Genomic DNA, 16958 nt, shown 5'->3' on the forward strand with positions numbered 1-16958 from the left:
TGAGCGGAAGTCACATGGACGATCTGAAAGCCATTATCGGAAAAGTCGCCACCGGCGCAGCGCTGTCGCGTGACGAAGCGGCATCGGCGTTCGACCGCATGATGTCCGGCGAAGCGACGCCCTCGCAGATGGGCGCCCTCCTGATGGGCCTGCGCGTGCGCGGCGAGACCGTCGACGAAATCACCGGCGCGGTCTCCGCGATGCGCTCCAAGATGCTGACCGTGAAAGCGCCCGCCGATGCGGTCGATATCGTCGGCACCGGCGGCGATGGCTCGGGATCGGTCAATGTCTCGACCTGCGCATCGTTCATTCTTGCCGGCGCGGGCGTCCCCGTCGCCAAGCACGGCAACCGCGCGCTGTCGTCAAAGTCCGGCGCTGCCGATGCGCTCGCGGCGCTCGGCGTCAACATCAACATTGCGCCGGAAGGCGTAAGCCGCTGTATCGCCGAGGCAGGCATCGGATTCATGTTCGCGCCAACGCATCACCCGGCGATGAAGAACGTCGGCCCTACCCGCGTCGAACTCGCCACCCGCACCATCTTCAATCTGCTCGGACCGCTGTCCAATCCCGCGGGCGTCAAGCGGCAGATGGTCGGTGTGTTTTCGAAGCACTGGGTCGAGCCGCTGGCGCAGGTGCTGAAGAATCTCGGCGCGGAATCGGTGTGGGTCGTGCATGGCTCCGACGGCCTCGACGAGATCACCCTCACCGGCCCGACCTTCGTCGCGGCTCTCGAAAAGGGCAACATCCGCACATTTGAAGTCACGCCGGACGACGGCGGGCTGCCACGCGCCACCAGCGCGGACCTGAAGGGCGGCGGTGCCGAGGCCAACGCCAGGGCGCTTCGCGATGTTCTGGAAGGCAAACAGAACGCCTATCGCAACGTCGCGCTGTTGAATGCCGCCGCTGCCCTCGTGGTCGCCGGCAAGGCCAGGGACCTCAAGGAAGGCGTTGCGCTCGGCACCAAGGCGCTGGACACTGGTGCGGCGGCGGACAGGCTCAAGCGCCTTGTCGCCGTCTCCAATGCTTGAGGAGCCAATACCCTTGTCGGACATCCTCGATAAAATCGAAACCTACAAGCGCGAGGAAATCGCCGCTGCCAAGCGCGCGCTTCCGCTCGCCGAGGTCGAGGCGCGCGCCAAGGCCGCATCCGCGCCGCGCGGCTTTGCCAAAGCCATTCGCGCGAAGCACGCCAACGGCGACTACGCACTGATCGCCGAGATCAAGAAGGCCTCGCCGTCGAAGGGACTCATTCGCGCCGACTTCGATCCGCCTGCTCTCGCCAAGGCTTACGAGGCGGGCGGCGCGGCTTGCCTCTCGGTGCTGACCGATACGCCATCGTTCCAGGGATCGCTCGCTTTCATGGTTGCGGCACGTGCGGCCGTCTCGCTGCCGGTGTTGCGCAAGGATTTCATGTACGACACCTATCAGGTGGCGGAAGCGCGGGCACATGGCGCGGACTGCATCCTGATTATCATGGCCGCGCTTGACGATGCTGCGGCGAAAGATATCGAGGATGCCGCATTCGCGCATGGCATGGACGTGCTGCTCGAAGTCCATAACCGCGAGGAACTCGACCGCGCATTGAAACTGAAGTCGCCGCTACTTGGCGTCAACAATCGCAACCTGCGCACCTTCGAGACGACGCTTGCCACCAGTGAAGAACTCGCTCCGCTGATTCCGAAGGATCGCATCAGTGTCGGCGAAAGCGGCATCTTCGCGCCGGAGGATCTCTCCCGTCTTGCGCGCGTGGGCATGAACACCTTTCTCGTCGGCGAGAGCCTGATGCGTCAGGCCGATGTGACGGCTGCAACGCGCACCCTGCTCGCCCGCAGCGATGCGCAACGCGCCACCGGGACGCGCTGAACCGTGGCCAAAAAGACATCAAAGACGAAAGCAGGCGCCGCCCTCACCCATATCGACGCCAAGGGTGAAGCACGCATGGTCGACGTCTCGGCCAAGCCGGATACCGAGCGTGTCGCGGTGGCCGAAGGCCGGGTCATCATGACCCGCAAGACGCTTGATCTGATTGTGAAGGGCAACGCCGCCAAGGGCGACGTGCTGGGCACCGCGCGCGTCGCGGGCATCATGGCGGCGAAGCGGACCTCCGACCTCATTCCGCTCTGTCATCCGCTGGCTCTCTCAAAGGTCACGCTCGACATTACGCCCGACACCAAGCTGCCGGGTTGCCGCGTGCGTGCCACGGTGAAAGTGAAAGGCCCGACCGGCGTCGAGATGGAAGCGCTGACCGCCGTGTCGGTGGCCTGCCTCACCATCTACGACATGGTGAAGGCCGTGGAGCGCGGCATCCAGATCGAAGCCATCCGTCTGGTCGAGAAAAAGGGCGGCAAGTCCGGCCACTATCTGGCGGACTATTGAGGATCGCACCATGGCGCTGATGCCGGTCGCCGAGGCCTATGCCGCCGTTCTCAAGGACGCCGCTGCGTTGCCCGAAGAGACGGTTGCGCTCCAAGATGCGTTTCATCGCACGCTGTCCCGCGACGTCGCAGCGCTCCGCACCCAGCCTCCCGTCGCGCTGTCGGCGATGGACGGATACGCGGTGCGCGCCGCAGATGCCCTGCCGGGCGCACGGCTGAAGGTGATCGGCGAAGTCGCGGCCGGACGGCCCTTTAATCAGAGCATCGGCGCCGGACAGGCTGCGCGCATCTTTACCGGCGGCGTTGTTCCCGGCGGCGTGGACGCGGTGGTCATTCAGGAAGACGCCGCGCGTGACGGTGAGTTTGTCGTCGTCAACGAAGCTATTACCGCAGGAAAAAACATCCGTCCCGCCGGTATCGATTTCCACGAGGGCGACGTGCTGCTGCCGCGCGGCTCTCTGCTCAACGACCGCGCCCTCGCGCTGGCGGCCGGCATGAACCATCCGCGGTTGCCGGTGCACCGCCGTCCCAAGGTGGCGATCCTCGCGACCGGCGACGAACTGGTGCCTCCCGGCACGACACCCGGCCCCGGTCAGATCGTCTACAGCAATGTCTTCGCGCTGGCTGCACTCGCGCGCAGCGAAGGCGCGGACGTGATCGAACTCGGCATCGCGCGCGACACACTCGAAGAGACCTCCGGCGGCATCCGGCGCGCGCGCGATCTCGGAGCAGACGTTCTTGTCACCACCGGCGGCGCATCGGTCGGCGATCACGATCTGGTTCAGGCCGCGCTGACAACCGAAGGCTTCGACATGGCCTTCTGGAAGATCGCGCTGCGGCCCGGCAAGCCGATGATGAACGGAAGGCTCGGAGCAATGCGCGTGCTCGGCCTGCCCGGGAACCCCGTGTCGTCCTACGTCTGCGCCTTCCTGTTTCTGGTACCGCTGATCCGTTCGCTCTCCGGGCGAACCACGATCGATCATCCACTCGAGCAAGCCAGGCTTGGGCGCGAGCTGCCCGCCAACGACAAGCGGCAAGACTACCTGCGGGCGCGCGTCACAGCCGGCAGCGACGGTGTGCCCGTCGCTACGTCGGTGGGCGCGCAAGACAGTTCGCTGGTGGCAAAACTGGTCGAAGCGAATGCGCTGATCATCCGTCCGCCATTCGCGCCCGCGGCCCCCGCCGGCTCGCCCTGCACGATCCTGCGGCTGCCGGACTGACAATCCCGATCACACGGGCCCCGTCGTTGACGTGAAATTAAGGGGTTGCGGAACACATATGGAACAGATAGTGTTCGTTCATGATTTGTTTCGAGTGACTCGCTACTCCTGAGTGTCCCTTTCCATTTGTTCTCAGTGGGGATCCAGAGAGGCGCGGCTTCGGATCAGAACGCGGGAATTCTTGAGATCCTTGGGATCGGGGACCAATTCAGATGCTGACACGCAAACAATACGAGCTTCTGCGCTTCATCAACGAGCGGCTCAAGGAAGCTGGTGTTCCGCCCTCCTTCGACGAAATGAAGGACGCGCTGGACCTGCGGTCCAAGTCCGGCATCCACCGGCTCATTACCGCCCTTGAGGAGCGCGGCTTCATCCGCAGGCTCGCCAACCGGGCCCGCGCCATCGAGGTCATCAAGCTTCCCGAAACGAGTGCCAGCCCCGGCGGCGCCCGCCGCGGCTTCACGCCAAGCGTCATCGAAGGCAACCTCGGCAAGGTCCGGTCGGCTCCGTCCGTCGGTCCTGATGAGGATGCCAGCTTCCCGGTTGTCGTGCCGGTCATGGGTCGGATCGCAGCAGGTACGCCGATCGAGGCATTGCAGACCCGCAGCCACACCATCAGCGTGCCGCCCGACATGCTCGGCTCCGGCGAACACTACGCGCTCGAAGTGCGCGGCGATTCCATGATGGAAGCCGGCATTCTCGACGGCGACACCGTGCTGATCCAGCGCAACGAGACCGCCGACACCGGCGACATCGTGGTGGCGCTGATCGACGAGGAAGAAGCCACCCTGAAGCGCTTCCGCCGCCGCGGCGCGTCCATCGCGCTGGAGCCGGCCAATGCGGCTTATGAAGTCCGCATCCTGCCGCCCAACCGCGTGCGGATTCAGGGCAAACTGATCGGTCTCGTCCGCAAGTACTGAGACTTTCGGTTTCCCTGTCATTCCAGGGCGCGAGCTTTTGCGAGCGAACCCGGATCCAGAAACTTGCCCGTTAAATTTGCTGGGCCGTCCGTAATGACGGCTGGATCAATCGTCCGGCTGGAGATCGCTCTCCGCCGGCGTCGCATCGACAGGCTGTGCGGGACGGTTTGACCGGGCAGCGGGTGTTTCGATGTCATCATCGGCATTTGCCGGTGACCACGGACGGTCGACGCCGCGCGGCTTATTGGCCGTGATCGCGTAACCGTCTGCGGTTTTGCGCAGGGCGAGTGTGCCGCGCCTGCGCAGCATTTCCTGATCCAGCACCATGGCCGCACAATCGGCGGGCGGCTGACGCAGTGTCACGATCACCGCGGCCCGCGCGCAATCATCCGCGAACGCGGCGGGCTTCAGCGTCAGCGCTACGGTCGAGCCGTCCGCAGCCTGCACCACGCATCCAGATGGGTCGCACGAGACACCGTCGGTCAGCGACGCGTCGGTTGCCTTGCGCATGTCGGCGTCGGCTGCGAGCCATTCGCGTGACAGGAAAGCATCCTTTCCAGTGCGCATCAGGCGCAGCCTGCCGTCCTTCCCGCGCACCGCGACCGAGGTGCCGTCTCCCGCAACAAGGATGTCCGGCTGCGGCGTGGTCAGCGCCCAGACCGTTGCGAATGCAATGAGCCCTGCTCCCGTCCATCGCAATGGCGTCCGCAACAAACCGAGCGCGATAATGCCTGCGCTCATCAGCGCCAGCGGCCCGGCGCCGAATGACGCGATCTGGCCGATCGCGCCGGGAAGCGCCGCCACCCATTGCGACACCGCCACCATCCATCCGATGCCGACATCCATCAGCCGCCAGAACACGCCGTCGAAACCGAACGGCATCGCAAGCAACCCGAGCAGCCCTGCGGGCATCACCAGTATCGAGACCACCGGCATCGCCGCGAGATTGGCCAGCACGCCGTAATGCGTCACGCGATGAAAATGAAACGCCGCGTAGGGCATGGTCGCGAACCCGGCCACCAGCGACGCCAGCGCCAGCATGGTGATTTCGCGTCCACCCCAGAGCGCCGCGCGTGCCACCTGCGAATTGTCGGGCGAGGCAAACAGGTTCGGCATGCCGATCTGGATCAGCGCCACGAGGCCAAGCGTCGCCGCGAACGACATCTGAAAACTTGGGTGGACCAGCGCTTCCGGCGCGATCGCGAGCACGATCATCGCCGCCACCGCCAGCGTGCGGAACGTGATTGCGCGCCGGTCGACCATCACCGCGATCAGCACCACCGCCGTCATGAAGAACGAACGCTGCGTGGCGACCTCAGCCCCAGACAGCAGCAGATAGAAAGCGGCGGCGATCAGCGCCGCGGCGGCGGACCATTTCTTGATCGGAAATGTCACGGTGAGCGCGGGAAACAGCGCGAGCAGCGCGCGCACGGCAAAGAACACCACGCCCGCCACCACCGCCATGTGATAGCCCGAGATCGACAGCACATGGCCGAGCCCTGAAATGAACATCGCGTCGTTGACCGGTGCGGAAATCGCATCGCGCCGGCCGGTGAGCAGTGCCGTGGCGATGGCGCGGTTATCGCCGGAGACGACACTGCGAATGCGCGCGTCGATGGCGTCGCGCATCCCCTGCATCGTGGCGGCATAGCGCAGATATGCGCCGCCGCTGCGTGGGGCATCAACCGTCTTGATCGCGCCCATGACGAAGCCCGACGCGCCGATGCCCTGAAAGTACATGTCGCGGCCGAAGTCGTAACTCCCCGGACGCAGCGGCGAGAGCGGTGGCAGCAATCGCGCCTTCAGTTCGACAAAGCTGCCGACGGCGGGCGCTGTCCCCTTCTTCACCGAAAGCCGGACACGCTCCAGTTTCTGCGTACCGCGCGCCGATTCCATCTCTTCCACACGCAGCACGAAACGATCGGTGCGCTCGCGCTCGTCACGGGTTTCGACAAATCCCTTCACTGTCACCGAAAACATCGGTCGCGCCAGCACGCCATGGGCGACGCGCGCAGTCTTCAGCGTGGCTGCGGCGAAACCCGCCGCCAGTGCGGCCAGCATCACCGCCAAAGGAAAGATGCGGCTTCGCCGCGCGAGGAATGCCGCCGCACAAAACACAACAGCCGTCGCGCCAGCAACCGACGCCACGGGTTCACGGTCAGCAGCGAAGTAGATCGCAATGCCCGCGCCGAACGCGACCGGCACCCATGGCAGCAACCGGCCCGGTCCGGCTTCCGCCGCGATCCAGCTTCGCGCTTTTCCGATAAGGAATGACGATGCGCTTTCCGTGAAGCCGGGGGCGGCAGGCACGGCACTGCGCGGCGGCCAAGAAACAGCTCGGCCGATGGCGCGCCCCGCCCGGCCTTGGGATCTCTCTTGGGATCGCTCCCGGTCTTCGCCGCCCCCGCCCGCCATCGCGTTGCTCCGGCATCGCCGAGACAATGCTAGCGGAAGCCATCAGGCTGGATAGCGGAACGGATGCAGAATGCGCTGTTCGATTTTAACCGCCGGAGAACAGAGGCCGCCAAGTGATGGCGGCCTCCGTCCCGGTTATTTGCCGCTGGCGGCGCGCTGCTTGCGGTATTCGAGCGCGGGCAGGCCGCCCCATCCCCAGTTGTCCGTGTCGACCTCCTCGATAACGACGAAGGTGGATTCAAGCGGCTTGTGGAGGACGTCGAGCAGAAGCTGGCTGGCGCCGGCAATCAGACGCGCCTTCTCTTCCGCCGTGACGGAGGTCCGGCCGGGGCCGGATCCCTCGCGCGTAACCTGGATCGTGACAATCGGCATGACAGCCTCCGTTAGTGACCGGCGCTCTGGCCACCGTCGACGTGCAGGATTTCTCCGGTCACGAAGCCAGCGGATTCAAGGTAGAGAACCGCGTCCACGATATCGCGCATCTCGCCCATGCGTTTCACCGGATGAAGGGCGGCAAGAAACTCGTGGGTCTCCGGGGCGTGCATCGGAGACTTGATGATGCCGGGCGACACGGCGTTCACACGAATGCCCTTGGTCGCATATTCGATCGCCAGCGCCTTGGTGGCCGAATTGATGCCACCCTTGGTGAGGTTGGCGAGCACCGTGGGCACGATGGCGGTCGCGTTGTCGGTCAGGCTCGTGGTGATGCTGACGATATGACCAGAGCCCTGCTTCAGCATTTCTGCCGCGGCTTGCTGCGTGATGTGAAAGAAGCCGGCGAGATTGGTCGCGATCTTCGAATTGAAGTCCTCGGCCGTGTATTCGGTGAACGGCTTGGAGATGAAGATGCCGGCATTGTTGACCAGCGTGTCGACCCGTCCAAAGCGCGTGATGGCTTCCTTGACGACGCGCTCGGCTGTGGCGCGATCGCCGATATCGCCGGCGACGGCCACAACGTCGGGATCGCTGCCCTGCTTGATTGAGCGGGATGTCGCGACGACCCGATAGTTGCGATCCCGGTAGGCCTTGACCAGGCTGGCGCCGATACCCTGCGATGCGCCGGTGATAATTGCGACCTTCTGTGCGTTGCTCATGGTTTGCCTCGATGATGTACCCAACGGCGATATTGCTGCTGGCGGGCCCGCGGGCCGTTGCTCATCGTTCTATGGCGTCCCATGAGGCGGCAGAATTGCCGATGTTCGGCAGACATCCTTCCGCCGGCCGAAAGAATGGCGAGGGTTCAGGAATTCATCGTTCCGGCTTCCGCAGACAGCCTGGCAAATTCGGCTTTCAGGCGGGGCGCTGCAAAATCAACGAATGTGCGCACCTTTGGCACCGTCAGCCGCCCCTGCGGCATCACGAGATTGACCGGCAGGACTGCGGGTTCGGCATCGCGCAGCAGGAGCTTCAACGATCCATCCTGGACGCGTTCGGCAACGTGATAGGTGTAGAGACGCGTCACACCATGGCCATCCACCGCAGCGCCAAGCGCTGCCCGTACGCTGTTCACGAGAAACCGGGGTTTGAAGTGGACAGATCGCGCGATCGAACTGCCTGGAGCTGGCGGAAAGACCCAGGTGTCCTGCCCCATGTGTGTTGTGGTGACAATGCTGTGTTTGGTCAGATCCGCGGGCTCGACGATACGAGGATGGGCGGCGAGATAACGCGGCGACGCGGCGACCACCCGCTTGACGTCTCCCCCCACCCGTACCGCGACCATTGCGGAGTCCGGAAGTTCGGCAACACGAAGCGCGATGTCGATACCTTCTTCCACAAGGTTGGCATGGCGGTCGAGCAGCAGCAGATTCACCGAGACACCCGGGAACGCGTCGAGATAGGCGGTGATGATTGGGCGCAGGATTTCTTCGCCGCTGATCGGCGGCGCCGTGATCGTCAGCACGCCTCGCGGAGCGGCACGCTCACCCGCCGCGGACAGATCCGCCTCTTCAAGCTCGACGAGAACGCGCCGGCACGCCACGGCATAACGCTCACCGGCTTCGCTCAGCTTGATCGTACGCGTGGTGCGATGAAGCAGTTCAGCGCCGACATGCTGCTCAAGAAAGGCAATGGCCCGGCTGACCGCTGCCGGTGACCGCCCGAGCCGTCGTCCTGCTCCGGCGAGGCTTCCCTCATCCAGCGCCGTGACAAACACCTTCATTGCTTCGAGACGATCCATCTGCAACCTGCCGTGCCGCTTCGTTATCGCTCCCGCAATGGTAGCGGAAGCGATCCGGTGATGAACAGCGGAACGGATGCGGAATGCGAGCTTCGATCAGCCCGCAGCCTTGGCGTAGCTGTCGCGCAGGCCGACGGTGCGGTTGAACACCGGCTTGCCGGGCGCAGAATCCTTATCGCGAACGAAATAACCCTGGCGCTCGAACTGAAAGGCTCCGTCGAAATTGTCGCTGGCCAGCGCGGGCTCCAGCATCCCGGTCACGGTTTCCAGAGACTGCGGATTGATCTGCGCGGCGAAGTTCGCGGCCTCCGGCTGCGGTGTCGTGAACAGCAGGTTGTAGAGCCGCACCTCCGCCGGCACGGCATCCGCCGCGCTCACCCAGTGGATCGTGGCCTTCACCTTGCGTCCGTCAGGCGCGTTGCCGCCCTTGGTCGCAGGATCGTAGGTACACCGCAGTTCGACCACCTCGCCCGCCGCATTCTTGATGACCTCGCGGCAGGTGATGAAATAGCCGTAGCGCAGGCGCACTTCGCGGCCCGGCGCCATGCGGAAGAATTTCTTCGGCGGGTCTTCCATGAAGTCGTCGCGCTCGATGTAAAGCTCGCGGCCGAACGGAATCTGCCGCGTGCCCTGCGACGGATCGTCGGGATGATTCACGGCTTCGAGCGTTTCGCTCTGCCCTTCCGGATAATTCTCGATCACCACCTTGAGTGGATTGAGCACGGCCATGCGGCGCGGCGCGGTCTTGTTCAGGACCTCGCGCACCACGAAATCGAACATGCCGAGGTCGACGGTGCTGTTCGCCTTGGCAACGCCGATGCGCTTGACGAATTCGCGCAGCGCTTCCGCCGGAATGCCGCGACGCTGCAAGCCCGCAAGCGTCGGCATGCGCGGATCGTCCCAGCCGGACACATGGCCGCCGCGCACCAGTTCTGTGAGCACGCGCTTGGACAGCAGCGTGTAGGTCACGTTGAGCCGGGCGAATTCATACTGATGCGGCCGCGACGGGACCGGCAGGTTTTCAAGGCACCAGTCATAAAGCGGACGGTGATCTTCGAACTCGAGCGTGCAGATCGAATGCGTGATGTGCTCGATCGCATCCGACTGGCCGTGCGCAAAATCGTAGCTCGGATAGATCTTCCACGCGTCGCCCGTGCGCGGATGATGCGCGTGCAGGATACGATAGAGCACCGGATCGCGCAGATTGATGTTGCCCGACGTCATGTCGATTTTGGCGCGCAGCACGCGCGCGCCGTTCGGAAATTCACCCGCGCGCATCCGGCCGAACAGGTCGAGATTTTCCTCAACCGACCGGTCGCGGAAAGGGCTGTTCTGTCCGGGCTCGGTCAGGGTGCCGCGGGTCAGCCGAATCTCTTCCTGCGTCTGATCGTCGACATAGGCCTTGCCGGCGCGGATCAGGTGCTGCGCCCAGGCATAAAGCTGTTCGAAATAGTCGGACGCAAAATGGAGATGCTCGCCCCAGTCGAAGCCCAGCCAGCGCACATCGCGCTCGATCGCGTCGATGTATTCCTGTTCTTCCTTGGTCGGATTGGTGTCGTCGAAGCGAAGATGGCAGCGCCCACCGAACTCCTCGGCGATCCCGAAGTTCAGGCAGATCGATTTGGCGTGGCCAAGATGCAGATACCCGTTGGGCTCAGGCGGAAAGCGGGTCACCACGCCCTTTGCACGGCCCGAAGCCAGGTCCTCGGCAACAATATCGCGGATGAAGTCGCGGCCTGCGGTCGAAGGCGATTCGTCGGTCATTGGTACCCTTTCAGTTGGGCCCTATGTGCCAAATCCGGGAGGCCCCGCCAAGTGCTGCCCGATGCTGGCCAGACCGGGCTTTTTCGCTGGCGAAGCCCGCATCCGGGCTTTGGGCGCGTTTTAAATCCCCGGCAATTCGTGCTGAGACAGTCTGCCGTTGTTGTGATAAACGCCCGCCGATACCCCTCTCCGAGATCGATCGAACCGCCTGAAATGACCGAAACTGTCGTTACCCGCTTCGCGCCGTCCCCGACCGGCTTCCTCCATATCGGCGGCGCACGCACCGCGCTGTTCAACTGGCTTTATGCGCGCAAGCGCGGCGGCAAGATGCTGCTGCGGATCGAGGATACCGATCGCGAGCGTTCCACCGATGCGGCCATCGAGGCCATTCTCGATGGACTGAAATGGCTCGGCATCGAGTGGGACGACGAGACGGTCTATCAGTTCACCCGCGCCGCGCGGCACCGTGAAGTCGCCGAGCAGTTGCTCGCCGACGGCAAGGCCTATCGCTGCTACGCGACGGCTGAGGAACTGGCGCAGATGCGCGAGGCCGCCAAGGCCGAGGGCCGCGCCATCCGTTACGACGGCCGCTGGCGGGACCGCGACCCGTCGGAAGCGCCTGCCGGCCTCAAGCCTGTCATCCGGCTTCGCGCGCCCCAGACCGGCGAAACCGTGATCGAGGATCAGGTCCAGGGCCGCGTGGTCTGGCAGAATGAAAATCTCGACGATCTCGTGCTGCTGCGTTCGGACGGCAATCCGACCTACATGCTCGCCGTGGTCGTGGACGATCACGATATGGGCGTCACCCATGTCATTCGCGGCGATGACCATCTGATCAACGCTGCTCGTCAGAAGCACATCTACGATGCCCTCGGCTGGACCGTTCCGGTGATGGCTCACATTCCGTTGATCCACGGTCCCGACGGCTCGAAGCTCTCCAAACGCCATGGCGCGCTTGGTGTCGATGCCTACCGCGCCAAGGGGTATCTGCCGGAGGCGCTGCGGAACTATCTAGTGCGGCTCGGATGGAGCCACGGCGATCAGGAGATTTTCTCGACCGAGGAGATGATCCGGGAATTCGATCTTCCGGCGATCGGTCGATCCGCGGCGCGGTTCGATTTCGCCAAGCTCGAAAATCTCAATGGCCACTACATCCGCAACGCCGACGACAAGGCGCTGCTGGCGAGCTTCGAGGATGTGCTCCAGTTCATTCCCGAAGGCGCAGCCATCCAGGCCAAGCTGAATGACACGACCCGTGCCCAGTTGCTGGCTGCGATGCCGGGCCTGAAGGAGCGTGCCAAAACGCTCCTCGAACTGGTCGACAGCTCCAATTTTATCTTTGCCGACCGCCCGCTCCAGATGGAGCCCAAGGCGGCGGCGGTGCTCACACCTGACACCCGCAAGCTGATCGGGGAACTTCGTTCGGCGCTGAAAAAGGTCGATCCCTGGACTGCGGAGACCGCCGAGACGGCCATGCGCCAGTTTGCCGAGCAGAACAACCTCAAGCTAGGGGCGATCGCGCAACCGTTACGTGTCGCCTTGACCGGGCGGACAACGTCACCCGGGATTTTCGACGTTCTGGCGGTGCTGGGGCGGCAAACCTGCCTCGAACGCCTGCAGGATCAGGCCTCGGGATAGCCCTGGAATAACAAACACCAACGCAGAGCTGCCCAAACTTTAGGTGCAGCCCACCTATCTTGCAGCGCACACAGCAATAAGCTACCCATTCCAGCCACTCTTCTGGAATAAAGCGCTTAGGCCCCTATATGGCCTTAAGCGTCACTCGCCCTGAGCAACACTCACCGGGGACTTCACGATGGATGCAAAGACCAACACCAAAAAAGCAACGCTGACGGTTGAAGGGAAGACCGTCGATCTCCCGGTTTTGTCCGGCACTGTCGGACCTGATGTCATCGACATCAGCAAGCTCTACGCCCAGACCGGGATGTTCACATATGACCCGGGCTTCACGTCGACGGGCAGCTGTGAATCCAAGATCACCTACATCGATGGCGACGAAGGCATCCTGCTGTACCGCGGCTATCCGATCGAACAGCTCGCCGAAAAGGGCGACTTCCTCGAAACCTGCTACCTGCTGCTGTACGGCGAACTGCCGACCAAGGCCCAGAAGGAAGATTTCGATAATCGCGTGACCCGTCACACGATGGTGCACGAGCAGATGGCCCGCTTCTTCCAGGGCTTCCGCCGCGACGCGCACCCGATGGCCGTGATGGTCGCCTCGGTCGGCGCCCTCGCCGCGTTCTACAATGACTCCACCGACATCTCCGATCCGACGCAGCGCATGATTGCCTCGATGCGCATGATCGCGAAGATTCCGACGCTCGCGGCGATGGCTTACAAGTACAACGTCGGCCAGCCCTTCGTTTATCCGAAGAACTCGCTCGATTACGCCTCGAACTTCCTGCAGATGTGCTTCAGCGTGCCTTGTGAAGAGTACAAGGTGAATCCGGTGATGGCGGAAGCGCTGGACAAGATCTTCATTCTCCACGCCGACCACGAACAGAACGCATCGACCTCGACCGTGCGCATCGCCGGCTCGTCCGGTGCCAACCCGTTCGCCTGTATCGCCGCCGGCATCGCCTGCCTGTGGGGCCCGGCTCACGGCGGCGCGAACGAAGCCGCTCTGCAAATGCTGGCCGAGATCGGCACCGTCGACAAGATTCCTGAGTTCATCGCCAAGGTGAAGGACAAGAACTCCAATGTCCGCCTGATGGGCTTCGGTCATCGCGTCTACAAGAACTACGATCCGCGCGCGAAGATCATGCAGCAGATGTGTCACAAGGTGCTCAAGGAGACCGGGCACCAGAACGACCCGCTGCTTCAGGTTGCGATGGAGCTGGAGAAGATCGCGCTGAGCGACGAATACTTCATCCAGCGCAAGCTCTATCCGAATGTTGACTTCTATTCGGGCATCACCCTGAAGGCGATGGGCTTCCCGACCTCGATGTTCACCGTGCTGTTCGCGGTCGCCCGCACCGTTGGCTGGATCAGCCAGTGGAGCGAGATGATCCAGGATCCGCAGCAGAAGATCGGCCGTCCGCGCCAGCTCTACTCCGGCGCGACGTCCCGCGATTATGTCGGGATCGACAAGCGCAAGTAAGCGCTACGTCATTCTCAGCAAAAGGGCCGGTGCAGCGCACCGGCCTTTTTCGTTGAGCCTCATGACGCCCCTAGCGCAGCATCGCGATGACGTTGTCCGCCGCAAGCTCGCTGGGCCGCTTACCGCCCGTGGACATGATCTCTTCCAGCCGGTCAAACGCATCCACCTGACGTTGCCGCGCCGGGGTATCTTCAAGAATATCGCGCAAGGCAGGCGCGAGGTTTTCCGCCGTGAAATCCTGTTGCAGGAATTCCGGGATCACATTCTCGCCGAGAATGAGGTTCGCCAGAATGATCGACGAGGTCTGAATCACCCGCCGCGCGATGAAGGCCTCGATCTCGGTAACGCGATAGGCGGTCACCATCGGCACGCCGGCGAGCGCCAGTTCGAGCGTCACCGTTCCGGATTTTGCGAGCGCCGCGCGTGCCGTCCTGAAAGCGGCCTTCTTGTCCTCGTCGCTGACCACAATGCGCGGCTGCACCGGCCAGTCCGCAGCGGCGGCACGCACGCTGTCGAGCAATCCGGGCACTGTCGGCAGCACCGGCTCGAACGCAACACCTTGCGCACGCAACAGGCGCAGCGTGTCGCCGAAGATTGCCATGTTGCGTTTGATCTCGCTGCGGCGGCTTCCGGGCAGCACCAGAAGCAGCGGCGGCGCGGCCGACCGGCGCGCAAGTTCCTGCTTATCCGGCCGCAATGTACCCAGTTCATCCAGCAGCGGATGACCGACATAGGTGCACGGCGGGCCGCTCAACCTGCGATGAACCTCGGGCTCGAATGGCAGAACGGCCAGCAGCCGGTCGACATATGCACGCATTTTCCGCGCCCGTCCCGGCCGCCAGACCCACACCGTGGGCGAGACGTAGTCGACAATCGGGATCGACGGATCGCGCGCGCGGACACGCCGCGCCACCCGATGCGTGAAATCCGGGCTGTCGATGATGACCAGAACGTCAGGCCGCGCCATCAGAACAGCGTCGGTCGTCTCGCGAATCCTGCGCAGGATCATCGGCAATCGTTTCGGAATCGCCGCCAGACCGATGATCGACAGCTCGTCGGTGGGAAACAGTGACGGCACGCCCTGCTCTGCCATGTGACGACCGCCGACCCCGACAATTTTCAACGCCGGCCCGAGCCGCGCACGCAAGGCCTTGATCAGGCCTGCGCCGAGCCGGTCGCCGGATTCCTCGGCCGCGATCAGAAATATCGTCGGGGATTTGCGCGCATCGCTCTCGCCCGCGCTCACAGCGGCAATCCCGTGACAAACAGCCCGGCCTGATCCGCCTTCGCGGTCATCACATCTGCTTCGGCGACCAGTGTACGCCCGGCAACAATCCCGATGCCGGCCAGCCCGGCGGCAATGACGCCATCAACGGTCCTGGGACCGAGTGTCGGAAGATCGAAGCGCAAATCCTGCTGTGCCTTGGGCATTTTCACCAGCACGCCGCGTCCGGGCTTGGCGCGAATTCTTTTCTCCGCCCGCAACCGCGTCACCCGCGCCAGAAGTCCGTCAGTGCCCTCGATATCTTCAACAGCCACCACATGGCCGTCGATCACGACAACGCCCTGACCGACGTCGAAAGGACTGATCGCCTGCATCAGTTCACGCGCCTTGGCGATATCGGCGACGGCCTCGGCATCGGGCACGCGGCGTGTGAGGCTGCCCTCCGGCATCAGCAGTTCGGGCGCGACATCCTGGATGCCGACGACGCGAATTCCATGGCGTTCGAAGATGCGGCTGACGCCTGTCAGCAGATGATCGTCGCCGCCGCGCAGTGCTGCCGCGATCGCGGGAATGGCGCGCAGCGTGCCCCAGTCGAGACGGATTTCCGACAAGGCCGGTCGCACCAGGCCGCCGATGAAAACGATGTCGCGGCAGCCTTCGGTTCGCATCAGCCGCGTCAACCGGCTGACCTGTCCGAGTGCGACCCAGTGATGAGGATATTGCGCGACCCGCACCGGATCGCAGAAGCCCCGGATCGCGAACAGAAACGGCGCGACGCCCCGGGCCCGCAGCAGGTCGGCGACCGAAAACGGCAGCACTCCGCTTCCCGCAACGATGCCGACTGTCGAGGACAATGCGGGAGCTGTCATCATCGCTGTTCGAGGTGAGCGCGCTCTGAGGGCTTGTTGGGGTTGTTGTGCGCCATGCAGAGCGGCCGTTTGATGCCGTTGTCGATGAAGGTCAGTATCTCGGCGATCGCCGGATCGGCGCTTCCCATTGGCCGCAGCGCTTCAAGCCGTTCGGCGAAGATACCGCCGCCATGAAACAGCTGCTGGTAGAAGTCGCGTACTACTTTGAGGCGCGAATGCGTAAAGCCACGGCGGCGCATGCCGACAACATTCATGCCTTCGAGATGCGCGAACTGGCCGCTCGCAAGTCCATATGGAATGACATCGTGACGCAGACCGGAGACACCGCCGATCATGGCCTGATGCCCGATCCGGACGAACTGATGGGCCGCTGACAGACCGCCGAAATAAACGAAATCGCCGATCTCGCAATGACCGCCGAGCGTCGCGCTGTTGGCGAAGATCACATTGTCTCCGACGAGGCAGTCGTGACCGATATGGGAATACGCCATGAAGAAACCGCGCTTGCCGACGCGCGTCTTGCCGCCGCCTTTAACGGTGCCGACATTCATAGTCACGCTTTCGCGGATGATGCAGCCCTCGCCGATGTCGAGCGTGGTCGGTTCGTCGCGATAGCCGAGATCCTGCGGCGCCATTCCGAGTGACGCAAATGGAAACACCGCGCAGCCGGCGCCGAGTGTGGTGTGGCCGCCGATGTTGACATGAGCGTGCAGCTTGCAGTCCGGGCCGATCGTCACGTTCGATCCCACGATGCAGTAAGGACCGATCGAGACACCGTCGCCGATAACGGCTCCATCCTCAATTCGCGCCGTTGGATCGATCTTGCTCATCAGCCCCTCTTGTCACCATACCTTTCGCTCAGCCGAAAACCGG

General features: G+C 63.6%; 15 protein-coding genes. 7 read left to right on the plus strand and 8 right to left on the minus strand.

Going from position 1 to position 16958, the window contains the following annotated elements:
* The first annotated feature begins 14 nt into the window (after positions 1-14).
* The 5 genes from trpD to lexA all read left to right on the plus strand — a co-directional run bounded on the left by trpD (position 15) and on the right by lexA (position 4515).
* On the plus strand, positions 15-1028 hold the full coding sequence (trpD, locus tag AC1RM7_RS03655; protein WP_024921843.1) for an anthranilate phosphoribosyltransferase: 1014 nt from the start codon (positions 15-17) through the stop codon (positions 1026-1028).
* A 13-nt stretch (positions 1029-1041) separates the two neighbouring features.
* The gene (gene trpC, locus AC1RM7_RS03660; RefSeq protein ID WP_006020716.1) at positions 1042-1863 is read left to right on the plus strand and encodes an indole-3-glycerol phosphate synthase TrpC; all 822 of its coding nucleotides are present in this window, start codon (positions 1042-1044) and stop codon (positions 1861-1863) included.
* Positions 1864-1866: 3 nt separating this feature from the next.
* Complete coding sequence (gene moaC / locus AC1RM7_RS03665) at positions 1867-2376, plus strand: cyclic pyranopterin monophosphate synthase MoaC (protein ID WP_492838514.1); 510 nt, start codon at positions 1867-1869, stop codon at positions 2374-2376.
* A gap of 10 nt (positions 2377-2386) precedes the next feature.
* The gene (locus tag AC1RM7_RS03670; RefSeq protein ID WP_492838516.1) at positions 2387-3595 is read left to right on the plus strand and encodes a molybdopterin molybdotransferase MoeA; all 1209 of its coding nucleotides are present in this window, start codon (positions 2387-2389) and stop codon (positions 3593-3595) included.
* Between the two features lie 212 nt (positions 3596-3807).
* Entirely contained in the window at positions 3808-4515 is a 708-nt protein-coding gene (gene lexA / locus AC1RM7_RS03675) for a transcriptional repressor LexA (RefSeq protein WP_492838518.1), read from the plus strand.
* A gap of 105 nt (positions 4516-4620) precedes the next feature.
* Here the strand turns inward: lexA and AC1RM7_RS03680 are convergent, their stop codons facing one another.
* From AC1RM7_RS03680 to AC1RM7_RS03700, 5 genes are all read right to left on the minus strand, one after another.
* Entirely contained in the window at positions 4621-6930 is a 2310-nt protein-coding gene (locus AC1RM7_RS03680; RefSeq protein WP_492838520.1) for a ComEC/Rec2 family competence protein, read from the minus strand.
* Between the two features lie 135 nt (positions 6931-7065).
* Positions 7066-7302, minus strand: coding sequence for a tautomerase family protein (locus AC1RM7_RS03685; protein ID WP_006020721.1), 237 nt, complete (start codon positions 7300-7302; stop codon positions 7066-7068).
* Positions 7303-7313: 11 nt separating this feature from the next.
* Positions 7314-8024, minus strand: a complete 711-nt coding sequence (locus AC1RM7_RS03690; protein ID WP_024921839.1) for an SDR family NAD(P)-dependent oxidoreductase — start codon at positions 8022-8024, stop codon at positions 7314-7316.
* Positions 8025-8170: 146 nt separating this feature from the next.
* Complete coding sequence (locus tag AC1RM7_RS03695; RefSeq protein ID WP_006020723.1) at positions 8171-9106, minus strand: LysR family transcriptional regulator; 936 nt, start codon at positions 9104-9106, stop codon at positions 8171-8173.
* A gap of 96 nt (positions 9107-9202) precedes the next feature.
* Positions 9203-10870, minus strand: a complete 1668-nt coding sequence (locus tag AC1RM7_RS03700) for a glutamine--tRNA ligase/YqeY domain fusion protein (RefSeq protein WP_006020724.1) — start codon at positions 10868-10870, stop codon at positions 9203-9205.
* Between the two features lie 213 nt (positions 10871-11083).
* Between AC1RM7_RS03700 and gltX the strand changes: the two genes are divergently transcribed.
* Both gltX and gltA read left to right on the plus strand, forming a co-directional pair.
* Positions 11084-12508, plus strand: a complete 1425-nt coding sequence (gene gltX / locus AC1RM7_RS03705; RefSeq protein ID WP_024921838.1) for a glutamate--tRNA ligase — start codon at positions 11084-11086, stop codon at positions 12506-12508.
* A 178-nt stretch (positions 12509-12686) separates the two neighbouring features.
* Complete coding sequence (gltA, locus tag AC1RM7_RS03710) at positions 12687-13991, plus strand: citrate synthase (protein ID WP_006020726.1); 1305 nt, start codon at positions 12687-12689, stop codon at positions 13989-13991.
* Positions 13992-14061: 70 nt separating this feature from the next.
* Here the strand turns inward: gltA and lpxB are convergent, their stop codons facing one another.
* The 3 genes from lpxB to lpxA are packed head-to-tail and all read right to left on the minus strand — an operon-like array spanning position 14062 to position 16915.
* Entirely contained in the window at positions 14062-15237 is a 1176-nt protein-coding gene (gene lpxB, locus AC1RM7_RS03715) for a lipid-A-disaccharide synthase (protein WP_024921837.1), read from the minus strand.
* Complete coding sequence (locus AC1RM7_RS03720; RefSeq protein WP_034460179.1) at positions 15234-16088, minus strand: LpxI family protein; 855 nt, start codon at positions 16086-16088, stop codon at positions 15234-15236. Before AC1RM7_RS03720 ends, lpxB begins: the two co-directional genes overlap by 4 nt.
* On the minus strand, positions 16085-16915 hold the full coding sequence (gene lpxA / locus AC1RM7_RS03725) for an acyl-ACP--UDP-N-acetylglucosamine O-acyltransferase (RefSeq protein ID WP_006020729.1): 831 nt from the start codon (positions 16913-16915) through the stop codon (positions 16085-16087). The genes AC1RM7_RS03720 and lpxA overlap by 4 nt, the downstream gene beginning before the upstream one ends.
* Positions 16916-16958: the final 43 nt, after the last annotated feature.

The organism is Afipia sp. GW822-FHT03D08 (assembly GCF_058801645.1).